General features: G+C 48.8%; 20 protein-coding genes. 16 read left to right on the top strand and 4 right to left on the bottom strand.

Features of this window, described 5'->3' with window-relative positions; all coding sequences use genetic code 11:
* Window position 1 precedes the first annotated feature (1 nt).
* Complete coding sequence (locus tag HPY31_RS15350; protein WP_016742115.1) at window positions 2-202, top strand: hypothetical protein; 201 nt, start codon at window positions 2-4, stop codon at window positions 200-202.
* A gap of 238 nt (window positions 203-440) precedes the next feature.
* On the opposite strand, the gene HPY31_RS15345 is transcribed toward HPY31_RS15350, so the two are convergent.
* Both HPY31_RS15345 and HPY31_RS15340 read right to left on the bottom strand, forming a co-directional pair.
* On the bottom strand, window positions 441-1,742 hold the full coding sequence (locus tag HPY31_RS15345) for a BaiN/RdsA family NAD(P)/FAD-dependent oxidoreductase (protein WP_172141425.1): 1,302 nt from the start codon (window positions 1,740-1,742) through the stop codon (window positions 441-443).
* Between the two features lie 78 nt (window positions 1,743-1,820).
* Window positions 1,821-2,660 (bottom strand): GNAT family N-acetyltransferase, encoded by an 840-nt coding sequence (locus HPY31_RS15340; RefSeq protein ID WP_172141424.1) that lies wholly within the window; start codon window positions 2,658-2,660, stop codon window positions 1,821-1,823.
* 153 nt (window positions 2,661-2,813) lie between these two features.
* Here HPY31_RS15340 and HPY31_RS15335 point away from each other — a divergent pair, with 153 nt between their 5' ends.
* Together HPY31_RS15335 and HPY31_RS15330 are read left to right on the top strand one after the other, a co-directional pair.
* A complete protein-coding gene (locus HPY31_RS15335) occupies window positions 2,814-3,893 on the top strand; it encodes a M42 family metallopeptidase (protein WP_172141423.1) in 1,080 nt (359 codons plus the stop codon).
* Window positions 3,894-3,932: 39 nt separating this feature from the next.
* Window positions 3,933-4,448 (top strand): hypothetical protein, encoded by a 516-nt coding sequence (locus HPY31_RS15330; protein WP_016742119.1) that lies wholly within the window; start codon window positions 3,933-3,935, stop codon window positions 4,446-4,448.
* Window positions 4,449-4,519: 71 nt separating this feature from the next.
* Here the strand turns inward: HPY31_RS15330 and HPY31_RS15325 are convergent, their stop codons facing one another.
* A complete protein-coding gene (locus HPY31_RS15325) occupies window positions 4,520-4,657 on the bottom strand; it encodes a hypothetical protein (protein WP_015892390.1) in 138 nt (45 codons plus the stop codon).
* Window positions 4,658-4,754: 97 nt separating this feature from the next.
* A complete protein-coding gene (locus HPY31_RS15320) occupies window positions 4,755-6,002 on the bottom strand; it encodes an MFS transporter (protein ID WP_172141422.1) in 1,248 nt (415 codons plus the stop codon).
* 325 nt (window positions 6,003-6,327) lie between these two features.
* Between HPY31_RS15320 and HPY31_RS15310 the strand changes: the two genes are divergently transcribed.
* From HPY31_RS15310 to menC, 13 genes are all read left to right on the top strand, one after another.
* Window positions 6,328-6,552 carry a hypothetical protein gene (locus HPY31_RS15310; RefSeq protein ID WP_015892387.1) on the top strand — a complete coding sequence of 75 codons (225 nt, stop codon included), beginning with the start codon at window positions 6,328-6,330 and terminating at the stop codon, window positions 6,550-6,552.
* A gap of 132 nt (window positions 6,553-6,684) precedes the next feature.
* Window positions 6,685-6,996, top strand: a complete 312-nt coding sequence (locus HPY31_RS15305) for a YtrH family sporulation protein (protein WP_007720892.1) — start codon at window positions 6,685-6,687, stop codon at window positions 6,994-6,996.
* Entirely contained in the window at window positions 6,993-7,538 is a 546-nt protein-coding gene (locus HPY31_RS15300) for a sporulation membrane protein YtrI (RefSeq protein WP_172141421.1), read from the top strand. Before HPY31_RS15305 ends, HPY31_RS15300 begins: the two co-directional genes overlap by 4 nt.
* A 52-nt stretch (window positions 7,539-7,590) precedes the next feature.
* Window positions 7,591-8,367 carry a sporulation protein gene (locus tag HPY31_RS15295; protein WP_172141420.1) on the top strand — a complete coding sequence of 259 codons (777 nt, stop codon included), beginning with the start codon at window positions 7,591-7,593 and terminating at the stop codon, window positions 8,365-8,367.
* 195 nt (window positions 8,368-8,562) lie between these two features.
* Complete coding sequence (gene codY, locus HPY31_RS15290; RefSeq protein ID WP_016742124.1) at window positions 8,563-9,339, top strand: GTP-sensing pleiotropic transcriptional regulator CodY; 777 nt, start codon at window positions 8,563-8,565, stop codon at window positions 9,337-9,339.
* A gap of 203 nt (window positions 9,340-9,542) precedes the next feature.
* Complete coding sequence (locus tag HPY31_RS15285) at window positions 9,543-11,036, top strand: M81 family metallopeptidase (RefSeq protein ID WP_172141419.1); 1,494 nt, start codon at window positions 9,543-9,545, stop codon at window positions 11,034-11,036.
* Window positions 11,037-11,915, top strand: coding sequence for a MurR/RpiR family transcriptional regulator (locus HPY31_RS15280; protein WP_015892381.1), 879 nt, complete (start codon window positions 11,037-11,039; stop codon window positions 11,913-11,915).
* 24 nt (window positions 11,916-11,939) lie between these two features.
* Window positions 11,940-13,538 carry an ABC transporter substrate-binding protein gene (locus HPY31_RS15275; RefSeq protein ID WP_172141418.1) on the top strand — a complete coding sequence of 533 codons (1,599 nt, stop codon included), beginning with the start codon at window positions 11,940-11,942 and terminating at the stop codon, window positions 13,536-13,538.
* 17 nt (window positions 13,539-13,555) lie between these two features.
* Window positions 13,556-14,476, top strand: a complete 921-nt coding sequence (locus HPY31_RS15270; protein ID WP_172141417.1) for an ABC transporter permease — start codon at window positions 13,556-13,558, stop codon at window positions 14,474-14,476.
* 15 nt (window positions 14,477-14,491) lie between these two features.
* Window positions 14,492-15,346, top strand: a complete 855-nt coding sequence (locus HPY31_RS15265; RefSeq protein WP_016742129.1) for an ABC transporter permease — start codon at window positions 14,492-14,494, stop codon at window positions 15,344-15,346.
* Window positions 15,347-15,369: 23 nt separating this feature from the next.
* Window positions 15,370-16,359 (top strand): ABC transporter ATP-binding protein, encoded by a 990-nt coding sequence (locus HPY31_RS15260; protein WP_064202197.1) that lies wholly within the window; start codon window positions 15,370-15,372, stop codon window positions 16,357-16,359.
* Window positions 16,356-17,363 (top strand): ABC transporter ATP-binding protein, encoded by a 1,008-nt coding sequence (locus HPY31_RS15255; RefSeq protein ID WP_172141415.1) that lies wholly within the window; start codon window positions 16,356-16,358, stop codon window positions 17,361-17,363. Before HPY31_RS15260 ends, HPY31_RS15255 begins: the two co-directional genes overlap by 4 nt.
* Complete coding sequence (gene menC, locus HPY31_RS15250; RefSeq protein WP_064202199.1) at window positions 17,344-18,456, top strand: o-succinylbenzoate synthase; 1,113 nt, start codon at window positions 17,344-17,346, stop codon at window positions 18,454-18,456. The genes HPY31_RS15255 and menC overlap by 20 nt, the downstream gene beginning before the upstream one ends.
* Window positions 18,457-18,477 lie beyond the last annotated feature (21 nt).

Raw genomic sequence — 18,477 nt, 5'->3', positions numbered from 1 at the left:
GATGATGGTCTTTCCTCTCTTCTTACTGGCAGTTGGGATTCTCGTCATGGTACAGCCGCAGACAAAACGCTGGCAATCGCGGATGAACGCTCATTTTCAGGGAGACGAAAGGCGCGTTAAGCAGCGTGCCAACACGTTTTTTCTGTTGGGTCTAGGCTTTTTGCTCGCTGGATTTGCGTATTTGTTCCGCCTTGTTGGATAAACCGATCATCAATGATAAAGCACCTGCTATGAAAAGATGGATGTACCGTCTTTGGTAGCAGGTGCTTTTTGTTGGGCAAAAAAAAGAAGCATCGCTCACGCAGGCGATGCCCCATCTAGGAAGATAAAGGGAGTAAGGTCTGTTAAACCAGCACATTACAACTAGGGGGGAGTAATGTGCTGATTTCTCTTTTCATGAAAAGAGAACCTGATTCATAGTTTCCCCATTCCCTGATCATCTAAACGTCATTCTCGTAAAAAAATTCAAATGCTTCCTGCGCACTATGCGTACCCGCAGAATGGCCAGACGAAAAGGCGATCGTGATGTTGTAGCCACCGGTATGGGCGTGGACGTCCATCACCTCTCCAGCGAAATACAACCCATCCATGAGCTTGGATCTCATCGAGCGTGGATCGATCTCTTTTACACTCACACCGCCTCCTGTAATGAACGCTTCCTCAAGAGAGAGCGTCCCTGTAACGGTGAGTGGAAAAGCTTTGATCAAGTTCGTGAACTTGCTCCACTCTTGTTTTTTTATATGGCTGTAGGTCGTTTCATCCGAAATTCCTGCCAAGGAAAGCAAGAGTGGGATAATCCGTTCGGGGAGGAAGCCTTTGATTGCATTTTTTACTGCCTTTTTTGGCTGCTCCTCAATCAGCTGCCAGCTTTCCGCCGTGATTTCCTCGGCCGTTTTGTCAGGCATGAGATCGATTGTCAGAGATAGAGGAACCGCTCCGTATTTTCGTTGCGACACAGAGACATAATGTCCCATGCGCAGGGAGGCGGGACCTGATATTCCGAAATGAGTGAAGATCATATCGCCTTCCTGTGTATTGATCTTTTTCCCATTGGGCGCATACAACGTCATCGTGATGTCACGCAGCGACAGACCCTGGATCGATTTATCGCGAATAAAAGAGTCATTGGCTGTAAGCGGTACTTCAGTAGGATACAGCTCTGTAATCGTATGCCCGGCTGCTTTTGCCCATGCATAGCCATCGCCTGTAGAGCCTGTCTGTGGTACAGAACAACCCCCGACGGCAATAATCACACAAGGCGCGGTAATTTTCTCGCCAGACTGGAGCATGATGCCACCGACTCTGCCTTCCGAGTAGAGAACTTCCTTTACAGCGGCGTTTAAATGAATGCTGACACCTCTTTGCTTCAACAAATCAATCAACGCTTGGGCGACTGTCACTGCTTTATCTGTGACGGGAAACATACGGCCCCGATCCTCTTCTTTTAAGGCGACACCCAGCTCCTCAAAAAACTGGATAATCTCTCGGTTGCCGAATTGGGTGAGAGCACTGTACATGAAGCGGCCATTTCCCGGCATTTGTTTGATTAATTCATCTTGTTCCTTGGCATTGGTTACATTGCAACGACCTCCGCCAGATATGATGAGCTTGCGTCCGAGCTTTGATCCTTTTTCCACGAGACAAACTCTTGCTCCCTGGCCAGAAGCAGCAATAGCAGACATCAGCCCAGAGGGGCCGCCGCCTATGATGATAACGTCATACTTGTATTGTGATCGATTCATTTCATTCTCGTCCTTTGTTGTATAGGGTTGGGCAACCACCATTTTACCACAACCTACCCACCCGGTGCGCCAATCTAGCTAGGATAGGGAGGACGAGGCACTTAAAATATCAGTCAACGGCTGCTTTTCTAAGACGTAACGAACAGTGGATTGATCACGGAGGATATTCGTTACGACATATCCTTTGGCAAAATAGGCCGTGAACAATTCGCGCGTCATCTCTCGCCACATGGAAGCGACGGTCATATCCGCTCGTTTAACATCCTGGAAGAAGGCAGGGACAGGCAGTAGCACAATAGGCTCTTCGCGTGACAAATCGATTTCGAGAGGATGTGGAATGCCATCCTTGATTTCCAGACGCAACAGGTCTGGTGCATGTTCAAGAGAGGGAGTAGAATTGTTCCCTGCCTGGCGCGATTCCACACGATCGCTTCCGATCAACCATTCCACGAGGAAACGGTCTGTCGGCAGTCCTCGATTGAAGTCGTCATCAAGCTGTCCGTAGCAGTTTGGCAAATACGTTCGCACAATACCTCCCAGCTTGGCGATGTTTAGAACACCGTTTACAGTCTCAAGCGGATCGTAGGTCCATGTGATTTTGGAATAGCCCGCCGCCGCCGCTTCTTCTTTTTGCAGCCATTTCATTTGTACGCCCAGCCCTTGCTTGCGATACTCTGGCAAAAAGCCGAGCATGTGCGAACAAAGATGGGGTTCTCCATTAGTGAAGCCCGGGAAGCTGTACAAGAAGCCGATCATTTTCTCCTCATCGAATGCCCCTAAAAACAAACCGCCAAACTTTTGCATGGTGAGTGTCATATGGTGGGGAATAGCACTAGAAGGGTCCCATATTTTCCCCTCCATTTCTTCTAATTGTTCAATCTCACTGAATTCGGACAACTTTCGTAACGTGATTGCCATTTGCCTTTTCCTCCTCAATCCATTCGTGTATTTTTCTTCATTCGGGACAAGCTCTTGCATTCCTGCTTGGGAATAGTTGCGTCTGCATTCTCTCTCGCGGATAATAGAGAAGGGTAACAGGCAAGAAACTTGGGTCGAGGAGGATTTTTGGCGATGGAAAATAAATTTCAAGTTGAACTGTGGAACCGTTTGACGCAGGCACCAGGAGCGCCTGGCTTCGAAGGTCCGGTACGCGAGATTATGCGGGAATACATAAGCAGCTATACGAGTGAACTCATGTACGACAATTTGGGCAGTATTTTTGGTGTTATGCGTGGTGACGAGAACGGTCCGAAAATTATGGTAGCGGGTCACATGGACGAAGTCGGCTTCATGGTCACCCGAATTTCTGATAAAGGATTTATTTCATTTCAGACGTTGGGAGGCTGGTGGGGGCAGGTTCTGCTCGCGCAACGTGTACAAATTATGACGGACAATGGACCAGTCGAAGGCGTAATCAGCTCGATTCCACCGCATGTCTTGAGCGACGATCAGCGTAATCGCCCGATGGATGTGCGCAACATGTACATTGATATCGGCGTGGATTCGCGTGAGGAAGCAGAAAAGGTAGGGATACGGGCTGGCCAGCAAATCGTACCGGTTTGCCCGTTGCAGGTCATGGCCAATCCGCGCCGCATCATGGCGAAAGCATGGGATAATCGCTATGGTTGCAGTTTGGCAGTGGAGCTCGCAAAAGAGCTGCATGAAAAGCCTGATCATCCGAATGTCGTCTACGTCGGGGCTACTGTACAGGAAGAATTGTCCGGACAGCGTGGTGCGAAAACTGCCGCTGCGTCCATTGATCCGGATTTGTTCCTGGCATTGGATGCGAGTCCAGCCACAGACATACCAGGTGTAAAAGATGATGGCGGCAAGCTCGGCGGTGGACTGTTGATGCGCATCTACGATCCGATGTACGTCATGCCGGTAGGATTGCGTGAGCTTCTTATCTCCACGTGCGAAGAGGAGAACATTCCGTACCAGATTTATGTGGCAAAAGGCGGGACGGATGCAGGTGTTGTTCAGTACCATGGCAAGGGAGTGCCGTCTGCCGTTATTGGAATTCCTTCCCGTTACATTCACAGCCATGCGTCGATCATTGACCGCGAGGATTACGAGGCAGCCAAGCGTCTCTTGTTCAGTGTCATTCGCAAGCTGGACCGTGCGACGTGGGAAGCTATTTTGCCTAGATAAATGGTAGGGAATATCGTTGAGTGAGTAGAAAGCGGAGGAATGCTTTTGAACGCGATCATATTGTATACACGGCGTCAGGGCGAAGCGACATCGTTTGAATTTAATGTGTTTGACAATCAATTTGCTACGGAGAATCTGGCAGTGCGCAAGGTGTTGATGGCGATGCTTGCAGCCGTTTCCAACAAATTGACCGATCTGGAAGTGGAGTACAACGACAGCATCCTGGTGGAAAAGGTTGGGGCGAAGCGTGCCGGTGAACTGCTTCGTTTTCTCGGGGCAACAAAAGAGAACATGCGGGAAAATCTGAGCAATGGTGTAGTAGTCAGCCGGATCTTTCATGCGCCTTTTACACAGGAGCACTATGAATACTTCTACAACCTGACGGACATCGCACAGCTGTCACACTATCGCTTACAAGAGGGCAAAGAAGATCGCATCGTGTTTTATTTCACACGCTATCTCCAACTGATTGCGCCTGATGAAAAGTCTCGTCAAGTATTTTTGGACGGATTGGAAGAATTCTCCTTGCCGTACAAGCTCGTACCGATTTCGTAAAGGAAATGAAAAAAGTCATTTTGCCCTTGCATGAAGGCGCAAAATGACTTTTTATATTGATTGCCTAAGGGTTAGGTGGAAGGACGATTTGGTCCCTCCAGTTTTTTGTCTCCATAGCCCGGCGCATCGTTTTGAACGTTTTTGGGCTGGCGATTGCGTTCGTCTGGTTGATTTTGCTGTAGTGAGGAATTCTTGTTTTGCTTAGTCATGTAACTACCCCTTTCTCAGAGTCATGGCTGCCAAGGCGTACTCGCCTAAGCACTTCCATCTGCTTTTCTTGTGGTTGCTGTGCGTGTTTTTCTGCGTTCATGTTGCCCCTTCCTCTTTGCGAGTTTTTGTGGGGGAGTCAAGTACAGCATTTTTGTGGCGAGGGATGGCGTATAGGGCAAACAGACCAAGAATCGCCGCCAAAAACAGTGTAATCACTCCGTAGCCAATCCACGGATAGATGCTGCCGACTCCCCCTAGCTTTTCAACCATTGCTCCACCCAATCCTGTCCCAAGAGCCGTCCCAAGACCAGATACGAAATTGGAAAAGCCAAAGTACGCCCCCAGCCATTCTTCTTTTGCGAAATGAGTGACGAGACTGTCCAACATGGGCATAAACAGCATCTCACCCAAAATGAATAGAATCGCAGCCCCGGACAGTGTGAGGAAGTGGTTTGCCCATCCCATGAGCGTTAGCCCTGCACCCAACAAGATCGTTCCCATTGTGACAGACAAGTACGGATTGATGCGCTGTAGTACAAAACGTGAGATCAGCCCTTGCAAGACGACGACACTGAGTGAGTTGATTGTCCAAATGAGGCCAATCATCGTAGCGGAATGCAGGACATGCTCTCCCCGCAGCGGCAGGATCATGGCGAATTGAGCGTAGATCGCCCAGATTAAGAGCGAGATCGCGGAAAAAAGCAGAAAGCTGCGATGAGTCAAGATGTGACGATACTCCTTGAGCGGCGTTTGCTTACAGTCAGTTCCTACACAGCGATCATCGGGAAGGATGAAGCGAGAAAAAACAGCAAGTGCCCCGTACACAAAGGCAGCTACGAGAAACGGCTGTTTCCCACCCGCAGTCATCCATGTAATGATCAAGCCCGCGACAATAATCCCGCTGTGAGCGAGTATCCCTCTCCATGAGAAGGCAGCCGTTCTTTGGCCCTCCTCCACTTCATCCGCGATCATGGCTTTAATGGTAGGAGCGAGCAGACCAAGACCCAAGCCGTTGACTGAGGAGAATAACAAGAAGAAACCATAGGAATGGCTGAAGTGATAGCCTGCCATGGCACATCCTTGAAGGAATGCCCCCAAGGCTAGAATGGTGCGTTTGCCCCAACGATCTGACATCAAGCCGCCCGCTAAGCTTCCGATTTGGTATGTGATGCTTCCCGCTGCCAAAATGATGCCGACTTGAGAGAGTGAAAGTACCCGTACCTTTTGCAAAAAGACGGGGAAGACGGGAATGACCAGGTAAGAGGCCATGTGCATGAAAAAGACGACTAGCAGTAACAGCAAGTAAGGCTTGTTGCGTAACAGAGATCCAGTAGAGGCTGTCATGTTCGTCTCCTCTTTGATTCATTCCTCTCTAGTATGAGTGGAAAAGGAGTGTCCCTATGCGTCGTTTTTCACAACAAAGTAGGCCAGCACACAAAATCAATAGGAAGGCAGGCAAATGTCCAATCCAACAAGCGTGGAACCACATATACCTATAGGGAAAGGTACCATGGGCGTATGGAATGGTGCGAGGAGCGCGGCAGGATGAAGGGGGGATCTGACGTGAGAGGATTTGGTTTCTTCAACGAGGAAGGTTTCGAAGTGATCATCTGGATCATCGTGATCGTTTTTCTCCTCGTTATATTTTTTGACGAAGGGATAGATTAAGATGAGTGGATATCGACCGGTTCGGCAATTGAATCACTATTACAAAACAAACGATGCTTTCAAGAAATGGATTCGTGCCAATGAGCAATGGTTCAAGCAAAATCCAGAGGTTTTTAACCAGATGCTGCGCAATCCGAAAATGGTTAACCTGTTTACGGATCTCATGATCATGAACTCGCCGCGCATTGAAAAGAAACTGAAGAAATGGAGAAGGAACCAACGCTGATCGACCCGGCATGCTGCCCAATCTAGCATGCCGCTTTTTATTTGAAACGCTGGCGAGTTCTGTTATAAAACCAGGATGACGAGCGTAGGGATAAGCATATGCTGCTTGTTCGAAGAAAGGATGAAGCACAACATGGCACAAGTCATTTTGACGTTTTTCGTGGCTTATGGCATTGTGGTCGGCGGCGCTCTCTCAGGTGGGGTGGGCGCTTTTCTCACAGAAAAGCCTCCGCTGTTATCGATGGCCCAATTGGCTGACCAGCTCAAAATATGGGGATTGGTTGGGGCATTGGGCGGAACGTTTGATTCGTTCTTGCAGATCGAAAAAATACTGATGGGAAATTTAACACCTGTCTTTAAACAGCTCGTGATGATCGTCGTCGCCTTCTTAGGCGCCCATATCGGAACGATTTGTGTGCATTGGCTGGTACAGGTGCGCTCATGAGAGTGATTCTTTGGAAGCGTTACCTCGCTCTTTTGCTCATGGGGTGCGTGTTGGGCGGAACCGTGATTTTATTTACATACGGACGTGAAATGGAGCAGATGATGCTGATCAAAAAAAGCTTGGAGCTGCAAAACAAAAAACTGTACGAGGAAAATCTGGAGCTGAAGCAAAATCAGCGGGTCTATCGCAAAAAGCAAGAGACTGTCATCGAAGACGTACGCGCCTCTGTACTCACTGCAGATCAGAAGCAGCCGCTTCATGCCACCATTGTGGTACAAGTAGTTGACCGCGTGGAAAAGGATCTCGCTTCGTTAAAAGGGAAGAAGGTTGAGCAAGTTGCGGAGGTTCACCAGGTCTTGCATGAAATGCTGCGGCGCCGCGAATATATTTTGTCTGATCGAACGACAGTGGAGGTACGAATCAAAACAGTTGTGATTAGTAGAACGTTGCATGTGTTTGTGACAGCGGACGTTATACCGGATGATGTTTGGCAAAAGATTGCGCGAAACTTTCTATTTCTTCCACCGTATATTTCAATATAGAATATCTGATAGCCAGATCATGTCTGGGTCGGTATAAAGGAGAGGCGAACACATGTCCATGTTCAAAAAATTATTGGCTAGTGTAGGTATTGGCTCTGCGCAAGTAGATGCGCGTCTTGAGCAGGATTCACTCATTCCCGGAGATATGGTCAGAGGTGAGGTCCATATCAAGGGAGGAGATGTCGCCCAGGATATCGACGAAATCTACATGTATGTCGTCACACACTATGAAAGAGAAGTCAATGATTCTAAGACGAAGGAAGAATGCACCCTTGTCAAATATCGTCTGTCTGAGCGGGTACAATTGAAACCAAAAGAGGAAGCCGTTCTGCCATTCGCTTTTCAATTGCCTTATGAGACGCCATTGACAATGGGGCGTCAACCCGTTTACTTGCGGACAGGCCTAGATATTAAAAATGCGATTGACCCAGGGGATTCCGATTTTATCGAGGTTCGCCCACATCCGTTAATGTCCAAAGTGTTGGATGCTGTTCAACAGATCGGATTCCAGCTGTACAAGGTAGACTGCGAATACAATCGCCACCTTGGTCGCAAACATCCGTTTGTACAGGAATTTGAATTCCGTCCAACAGGGCCATACCGCAGTCGATTGGAGGAGCTCGAAGTAGTCTTCTTCCTTCGCGATGGGGAATTGGAAGTTTTATTGGAACTGGACAAACGTGCGCGCGGCTTTATGGGGGCACTTGAAGAAGCGTTTAACCTTGATGAACGCTATGTCCGTTTCCGCTTAACGAATGCAGACATGAACAGACATACACATGTCATTGCCGAAGCGATTGAAGCGCTCATTAAGAAGCAGCTTCGCTAGAGAATGATACCAAAAAGGCCTGACGGGGTGAAATGAACCACTCTGTCAGCCTTTTTTCTTTATGGAGGTTTTCTCGCTTTTCTACCTACCTAAATTCCTTACATAACTTTCTTTTTAATTTTTCGATTTGCATGTATAGGGCTGGATTTTTCTGACAATACTGTGAGCATGAAGAATCCAGAGGAGGATATTATTATGAATTTGTTAGAAAAAACGAGAAAAATTAATGTGATGCTTCAAAAAACAATGGGTGGCAGCGGAGTAGGCTTCCAAGATCTCGCAAGACTATTATCTGAAGTGATTTCTGCAAATGTTTACATCATTACTGCAGATGGCTCGATCCTGGGAAGTGGAATGAATCAGGAGATTTCCCTGCAAGAAGAAGGTCGTTCATCCACGCAGTTACAGGAAGGTGTACATCAGAAGCTGCTAGAAGTTTCACAAACCTTGGCCAACGAGCCGGTTACCAGCCCGTACAGCCTGGTTCCAAAAGAGTTGAATTCGATCTTCCCGCAAATGATGACGACGATTGTTCCTATCAATGCAGGGGGAAGCCGTCTTGGCACACTCGTCCTGCTGCGTGCTTACGGTCAGTTTGAAACAGAGGATCTGATTTTGGGCGAGATCGGTGCTACCGTGATCGGTATGAAAATCGTTCGGCAGCGCACAGAACAAATTGAAAATGAAGTGCGTGACAAAACCTTTGCCAAAATCGCACTCTCTTCGTTGTCCTACAGTGAACAAATCGCGATTGAAAAAATTATGGAGCAATTGGATGCACGCGAAGGCTTGCTAGTAGCTAGCCAGCTGGCAGATCAAGCAGGTCTGACACGTTCTGTCATCGTGAACGCTCTTCGCAAGCTGGCAAGCGCAGGTGTGCTGGAATCCCGTTCGTTAGGAATGAAGGGTACCTATATCAAAGTGCTGAATGACAAATTCCCATCTGAATTGGCGAAATGGAAAACTTCATAAATTGCACGAGCTACGAAAAAAGCTCTCCCTGTACGGGAGGGCTTTTGTTTATGAATCAACAAGTATAGCAGAAGCGATAAAACGTTCATAATTTAGCGATTGAACAAATGATTTTCTTCCCTTTATAATGTCCACAAAGGTTGAAACTTCAAAAAAATCAAAAAATAAAGTTCATACTTCAAAATTGAATGGAGGGTCTAAGAATGAAGGTGATTATTGGTGGGATTGCGCATGAGACGAACACGTTTTCCAATGTGCCCACGACGCTTGAGATGTTCCAAAGCTATGAGTGGGATTATCATGAAACGATTGTGAATCGCAATCGGGGCGTACGCAACTTTCCAGGAGGGATGGTGGATCGCGCCGAAGAGCTGGGCATCGAGCTTTTGCCGACCTTTCTCACCTTTACGTATCCAGCGGGGACGATTTTGCGAGAAGCGTATGACCGGATTAAAAAGGAGCTTCTTGACACGATTGCTGCAACAGAAGGTGCAGATGCCATTTGTCTGGGGCTTCACGGAGCGGGGGTTGTAGAAGGAATAGATGATCTGGAGGGCGACATTCTGGCATCCGTGCGTCAGCTGGTCGGTTATGACATTCCCTTAATTGTTACGCTCGACCTCCATGCAAACATGACACAAAAAATGGTGGATGAGGCCGATGCGCTCCTGGGTGTTCACCTTTACCCGCATGTGGATTGCTATGAGCGCGGAATAGAAGCAATCGATCTAGCGCACAAGATGGTTACGGAAGGGATTAAGCCGACCATGCATTTGACTCGACTGCCGCTTTTGATTCCGACATCGGCTACTCATCATTCCCCGGCACGCGAAATAAACGAAGCCTGCTGGGCGTGGGAAAAGGAAGAAGGGGTCATTGACTGTGCATTCTTCCACGGTTTTCCGTACACGGACATTCCTGAACTGGGCGTCTCCGTTTTGAGCGTGACGAATAACGATCAGGAGCTCGCAAAAAAAGTGAGCGAGGATGTCGCCTGTCTGATTTGGGAAAAGCGGGATGAATTCGAGCTGAACATGCCGAGTCCTGCCGAGGGAATTGCGATGGCACTGGAAACGGAAGGCATGCCCATCGTAATCAATGAGACCTCGGATAATCCAGGCGGAGGCACACCCGGAGACGGCACGCATTTGCTGCGGGCGATGCTGGAAGCCAAACTGACAAATGCATGCTTTGGTTTTATTTACGATCCCGAAGTGGTCCAGATTGCCCATCAGGCTGGAGTAGGCGCTACGGTACAGCTATCACTGGGTGGAAAGACAGACTACCTGCATGGAGAACCCCTTGAAGTAACAGCCTACGTCAAAGCTCTGACAGATGGAAAATTCATTGCGACGACGCCGATGGGGCAAGGGGGACATGAGAATTTTGGCAAGTCCGTTCGCTTGCAAATCGACGGGGTTGACGTCCTGGTTTGTTCCGTGAAATCGCAAGTGCTGGATGAACAAATTTTTCTGTTGCACGGAATGGACGTGACCAAGTACAAGATCGTGGCCTTGAAATCAAGCACACATTTCCGAGCATCCTTCGAACCGATCAGCGCACGCGTCATTACCGTCGATTCGCCGGGATTGACGACGCTCAACTTCCGCTTCTTCAAATACGAGCGCGCCATTCGCCCGATTTATCCGTTAGACCCAGCCACAGAGTGGAACCTACATCAATTGACAAGGAAGTAGATGATCATGGAATCCGTACAGGAGCGCATCCGCAAGCATTATCCGGAATTGACCAACCAACAAAAACTCGCAGCCAAATACATTCTCGCCGAGCCGAAGACCGTTGCACTGCAACCAGCCAAAGTTGTCGGGGCATTGAGCGGCACAAGCGAAACGACAATCATCCGACTATCTTACGCTCTCGCCTACTCCGGGTACAGCGAACTGCAAAGTGAGATTCGCAGCTCCTTATTGGAAAAAGTCCCAAAAGCTGATGCCATCCACAGTTTTCGTACAGCGGCAGTGGAGATGAAGGGAAAACAAGACCTGATTTCTTATAACATGGAGCAGGATGTTGCGTATATTCGGCAAACGTTAGGGGAATTGCAAAAGAACCATCTTTTGCAAGCGGTTTCAAGTATTATGGCAGCCAAACATATTCTTGTTGTAGGGTTTCGCAGCTCCTATGCTCCAGCCCACTGGCTCGCCTTTACACTGAATGTCGTCAGAGGAAACGCGCATCTGTACAATGGGCCAGTTGATGACGTCAACTATTTGTTGACCCAGATCAATCAAGATTGGCTCGTGATCGCACTCTCCTTCCCCCGCTATACGAGTGAAACGATCCTGTTTGCAAAAGCAGCCAAAGAGAGAGGCGCCAAAATCATCGGGATTACAGACGATGAGCTATCTCCGATTGGGCCAGTAGCTGATCAAATTTTAAAAGTCAGCGCACCTGCTCCTACTGCCTTAAAAGGAATGACGGCGATCTTTTCCATGCTGAATATTTTGATCAGTGGTGTGGTTCAGGCTGATGGAGAACAGGTACAACAAAGACTGAAAGAATACGAAGAGACAAGTCGACAAATATACCCGTTTGCGGAAGGGACAGAAGTGTAGCGGCAATTGATAAGGGGGATGGACATGAAGATTCACAGGTGGAAGCAAGGGGCCTTGAGTGTATTTGTGGCAACGGCGTTGATTGCAGGCTGTTCCTCACAGCCGACCAATCAAGCGGGGAATGACACGTCGGCCAAAGGGAACACATTAGTCATCGCTTCCTTGACGGACCCAGACTCGCTTGATATGCACAAAACGAGCTGGCTGAGCATGGAAAACAGTCTAATATACGAGCCTCTGTTAACCCGTGACGCAACAGGCAAACTTCATCCGCGTTTGGCAGAGAAGTACGAAATTTCGCAGGACGGCAAGGTTTGGACATTTATCCTCCGCAAAGATGTCCGCTATCACTCTGGCGATCCAATGACGGCAGCATCGGTAAAAGATTCCTTTGACCGTTTGCTCACCATATCGCCTGTGAAGGGGCTTGCAGGTCCGATTGAAAAAGTGGAAGCAACAGACGAACATACGCTCAAGGTGCATTTTAGCCAACCGTTTGCCCCGTTTGTAAACGTCATTGTCGGTGGATTAGTCTCGCCTCTTGACGCCAAAAAGGCAAAAGAATTAGGGGATGGCTTCGCAGATAACCCATCTGCAACGGGGCCAATCATCTATGACAAACGAGAGCGGGGGGCTTCGCTTACCTACAAGAAAAATCCCGATTATAACTGGGGACCAGAGTACGCTGCCAACAAAGGTCCTCTGCAATTCGACAGCATGATGTTCCGGTTTATGAAAGACGACGATACGCGCCTGATGGAATTCAAAAAGGGTACGGTCCATGTGTTGTATGATGCGCCGCCGAACTCGGTTGCGGAGCTTGAGACACTGCCCGGAGTCAAGATTGAGAAAGTGATGGACATTGGAAACAAATACATCGCATTAAACAATAAGCACCCGTTGTTTTCAGATGTCCGTCTGCGCAAAGCAGTAGCCCTCTCCGTAGATCGCGATCCACTTGTTCAGGTAGCGTTGAACGGCTTCGGCAAGCCGGTCTATGGTCCTTTGGCACCCACGATTTATGGCTACAGTGAAGCGATTGAAAGCAAGGCGAAGCAGTTATATACGAGAGATTTAGGCAAAGCCAAGCAGTTGCTAGCGGAAGCAGGCTGGACGGACAGTAATGGGGATGGCATCGTAGATAAGGACGGAAAACCGTTGTCGGTAGAAATGCTCGTCTCTCAAGAGCCAGCATTTCAGCGAGCGGTGCAGATATTGCAGAGCCAGCTGAAAGAAGCAGGGATTGATATGAAAATTAGCGTGCAAGAAATGACAACCATCAAAGAGCGCATTTCGAAAAAATCGTATGATATGGCTTTGATGTACTACGGCTGGTTTGATGCGGATATCTTGTACCTCATCTTTGAAAAGAGCAATTCAACAAGCCGTACTCATTACAACAGCCCTGAATTGGATGTTTTACTGAACAAAGGACGTTTGGAAATGAATGAGCAGGCGCGTCTCAAGATTTACGAAGATGCACAGGAGATTTTGGTGAATGACATGCCGTGGGTTCCGTTATGGGTGAGCGAGACGGTGATAGCGACACGTGGTGTCAAAGGCTTTACGGTCAATCCGTACACGCAAAACATTACGTTGCATGATGTCACGCTTGAAAAATAGACAGCGGAGGTGAAGGCATGCGCCGATATGTAATAAAAAGATTACTTTCCCTGGTGGGTACACTGCTTGGCGTATCCGTCCTGATCTTCTTGATGGTACATCTCATTCCGGGCGATCCCGCAACACAAATACTCGGACAGTTTGCAACACCAGAGGCCATCAGTCAAATGAGAGCGAAGCTTGGTCTTGATCAACCACTGTGGCAGCAATACATGCGGTTTGTCGGAAACCTGTTAACTGGCGATTTGGGAACATCGTTATTCACTGGTGAAAAGGTATGGGATCAGATCATGAACCGTTTCCCGATCACCATGCAGCTTGCCATCCTTAGTGTAATCATTGCCGCAATATTCGGCATTTTTTTAGGCACGATTGCTGCCGTCAAGCAAAACACCATCATCGATCGGCTTGTGGTGCTTACCTCATTACTCGGTATTTCGGCACCCGGCTTCTGGATTGCCTTGTTTCTCATCTGGATTTTTGCTTACAAGCTGGCTTTGTTTCCGATTTCCGGCTATGAGGGGATTCACTCCTTGCTGCTGCCAGCGATCACCTTGGGGATGGCGGAAGCGGGGATGATCGCCCGCATGACCCGCTCCAGCATGCTGGAAGTGATCAAGCAGGATTACATGCGGACAGCCGAGGCCAAGGGGGCGGCGCTTTTCCGAGTCATTTTGAGCCACGGCCTGCCGAATGCCATTATTCCTGTTGTCACGATGTTAGGCTTGCAGTTCGGTGCGCTCATGGCTGGAGCTGTTGTGGTGGAAACGGTGTTTTCTCTGCAAGGGATCGGCAGCCTGGCGATTGAGGCGATCAGTAAACGGGATATGCCGACCATACAAGGCATGGTGTTTTTCATGGCGTTGATTTTTGCCTTAACCAATTTGATCGTGGATCTCATTTACAGCCGGATTGATCCGCGAATCCATTTCGACTAAGGAAGGAGCCGATGAATGGTGAACAGTAATCGTCCGGAGTCGTATTGGGGAGGGATGGGCAAACGGCTGAAACGCAATAAGACAGCAATGGCGGGTGTAGTCATCCTGATCGTCTTTACACTGGGATCGCTTCTTGCTCCAGTCGTTGCCCCTCATCCTGTCGAACAAATGAACTTTAACAGCCGATTAAGCGCTCCAAGTCTGACTCATCTTCTTGGAACGGATGATTTCGGCAGAGATATTTTTTCCCGTCTGTTGCACGGGGGGCGAATTTCCTTGCTGATGGGTTTGATAACGGTTGTACTTTCTACCTTGATAGGTGTAACGCTCGGTATTATCGCTGGCTATTATCGTCGTGTGGATCTGTTTATCATGCAGGGCATGGATATTCTCATGTCACTTCCTGCACTGCTTCTGGCGATCGCTGTCATTGCGGTCTTGGGTCCTGGATTAACGAATGCCATGATCGCGGTAGTCATTGCCGTTATTCCGTCCTATGTGCGGGTCGTTCGCTCTGCGGTCTTATCCATAAGGGAAAAAGAGTACATTGAGGCTGTTCGCGCTCTGGGGATCAGGGACTGGCAGATTTTGCTGAAACATGTTTTACCCAATATTCTCTCCCCAATCATTGTGCTTTCCACTATTCAATTCGGTGTGAGTATTTTGGCGGCAGCGGCCTTGAGCTTTCTCGGGCTGGGTGCGCAACCGCCGATGCCTGAGTGGGGAGCCATGGTTTTTGTCGGCAAAGCATTCTTGAGTCAAGCCTGGTGGATGTCCATTTTTCCTGGATTGGCCATCATGCTGGTTGTCCTTGGCTTCAATCTGTTAGGTGACGGATTACGGGATGCATTCGACCCGAAAACGAGGTAATGGATGAAGGGGGGCACGAGCTGGTGAAAGAGGTACTTTTGGAAGTAAAAGATTTACGCTTGCAGTTTAAGACGGATAAGGGCGAGCTGCCAGCGCTACAAGGCATTTCTTTTCAACTGAAAAAAGGGGAGACGGTAGCGTTGGTAGGCGAGTCTGGCTGTGGAAAAAGCGTGACGTCCTTGGCGATTATGGGACTCTTGTCCCGGGCGAACGCACAGATGGAGGGAAGCATTCGATTTCGTGATATCCTATTGAACCAGTTGAGTACTGGTGAACTTCGCAACATTCGCGGAAAAGATATCGCAATGATTTTTCAGGAGCCGATGACGTCGCTCAATCCGGTCCATACGATTGGCCGACAGTTAGAAGAAGTGTATCAACTCCATACCGATTTATCGAAAAAAGAACGACAAGCAAAAGCGATTGAGATGCTCAAAAAAGTGGGTGTGCCGAGGGCAGAAGACATCATGCGGGACTATCCCCATCAGCTATCAGGTGGGATGAAGCAGCGTGTCATGATTGCGATGGCGATGGCTTGCAACCCGGATTTATTAATCGCAGACGAGCCGACGACCGCACTGGATGTGACCATTCAAGCGCAAATTTTGGAACTGATGAACGATTTGAAGGAGAACGATCATACCTCTCTGCTACTCATTACGCATGACCTGGGTGTCGTGGCTGAAATGGCTGATCGTGTACTTGTGATGTACTACGGGGAGATCGTAGAGGAAGCTGACGTTGCCAGTCTGTTTTCGCATCCAAAGCATCCGTATACGATTGGACTTTTACGCTGCATACCCGATCTGGATGAGGAGGAGAAGCTTCGCCTCGATCCGATTGAAGGCAGTGTCCCGCTACTGGGGGAAGTGACACAAGGGTGTGCATTCCGCTTCCGCTGCTCACAGGCCGAGGAGCGATGTCACAAAGAAAAACCGCCGCTGATGGCAACGGGCACAGGAACACAGGCTGTTCGATGCTGGCTGTACGAGAACAAGGAGATGGCGGTATGAGGGATATCTTGTTATCAGTAAACGATTTAAAGACGTATTTTCCTATTAGCAAAGGATTATTTCGCAATCGCGACGAAGTGATTAAGGCAGTCGATGGGGTTTCCTTCCAGTTGAAAAAAGGAGAAACGCTTGGGCTGGTAGGAGAGAGCGGTTGTGGCAAGTCAACGACTGGTCGCAGCATCATGCGACTCATTGAGCCGACGAGTGGAACGATTGAATTTGAAGGACAAAACATTTCGGAGATGTCGGCTGCACGTTTTCGTCCACTCCGCAAGCGAATGCAAATCGTGTTTCAGGACCCGTATGCATCATTAAATCCACGGATGACCGTGCAAGGGGCTTTGGAGGAAGCGTTAGGCGTCAGAGATCCGCAGATGTCGGCGAAAGAAAGACGCGATCAAGTAAAAGAACTGCTTCAAATGGTGGGACTAAACGCTCAATACGCCACACGCTTTCCCCATGAGTTTAGCGGAGGGCAGCGGCAGCGGATCGGGATCGCTCGCGCATTGGCGGTGCAACCTTCATTAATCGTGGCAGATGAGCCGGTTTCAGCACTTGACGTGTCTATTCAGGCGCAGATCGTGAATCTTTTGCAGGATTTGCAGCAGCGTCTAGGCTTGAGCTATTTGTTTATTTCGCACGATCTAGGTGTCGTTCGCCACATCAGCGACAGAATTGCGGTGATGTATCTTGGACGAATTGTCGAAATCGCCAGCAAAAAGGATTTGTTTTTGCGCCCGTTACACCCGTATACAGAAGCGCTCATGTCAGCGGTTCCCAAAGCCAATCCGTTTCGGAAAAAGGAGCGAATCGTTCTTTCCGGGGATGTTCCCTCTCCGGCGAATGTTCCCGTTGGGTGTGCGTTCCATACCAGGTGCTCCTATGCTACGGAAATTTGCCGTACAGTGCGTCCTGTCGCTACATTAGCTTCGCCGCAACATTATGTCGCATGTCATTTATATGGAATAGAAGGGATGAAGTACATTGAAAATCGAACGAATTGAATTGCAGCAACTACACATGCCACTTCGTTTCCGTTTTGAAACGAGCTTTGGATATACGACCATCAAGGAGCTCATCTTGGTCAGTGTATATGGAGAGGGAGAGGTAGGGCACGCGGAAAGTGTGGCGATGTCGGCTCCTTATTATAGTGAAGAAACGACAGGGACAGCATGGCACATGATGGAAAAGTTTATGATACCGAAGCTGTTTTCGAGTGAGATCGAGACACCTGAGGATGTGGATCGGTTGTTTGCCCCGATTCGCCGCAACAACATGGCGAAGGCGGCTTTAGAAGGCGCAATCTGGGATCTATACAGCAAGCAGAAAGGAATCTCTCTCGCCAAAGCATTAGGAGGCGAGAAAGCTGTCATCGATGTAGGGATCAGCATCGGTATTGAACCGACTGTTGATCAAGTTTTGGCAAAAGTAGAGCGCCATCTCAGTGAGGGCTACAAGAAGATCAAGGTAAAGATCAAGCCAGGCTTTGACGTCGAGGTGATTCGAGCGATCCGCGAACGCTTTGGCGAAGGTGTCCCGTTGATGGCAGATGCGAACTCCGCTTACACAATGGAGCATTTGGATGTGATGAAGGAGCTGGATCAATATGGGCTGATGATGATCGAACAGCCACTCGCCCATGACGACATTATTGATCATGCCAAGCTGCAAAGGGAGCTGTCCACACCGATCTGCCTCGATGAAAGTATTCACAATGTGGATGATGCCAGAAAAGCGATAGAGCTAGGCAGCTGCGGCATTATTAATATCAAGGTAGGGAGGGTCGGTGGATTAACAGAGTCCAAGCGCATTCACGACTTGTGTCAGGCACACGACATTCCGGTTTGGTGCGGAGGCATGATTGAGTCGGGTGTTGGCCGCGCACACAACATTGCGATTACTTCTTTGCCGAATTTTACGATCCCAGGTGATACAGCCGCCTCCAGCCGTTACTGGGAGGAAGACATCGTAGAGAATGGTGTAGAGCTGATGGCTCCCGGTCAATTGGCAGTTCCAGATAGCCCGGGCATCGGTTATACCCTGAACCAAAAGGCGATCGGCAACTATGTGATTCGCACGGAAAACTTCCGGCCTTAAACCAAAGCTTAACGAAAAAGG

Origin of the sequence: Brevibacillus sp. HB1.3 (assembly GCF_013186635.1) — a bacterium.
GTDB classification, from domain to species: Bacteria; Bacillota; Bacilli; order Brevibacillales; family Brevibacillaceae; genus Brevibacillus; species Brevibacillus brevis_D.
Note: the sequence above shows the minus strand (reverse complement) of the source record. Positions and strands in the feature narration are given on the sequence as shown.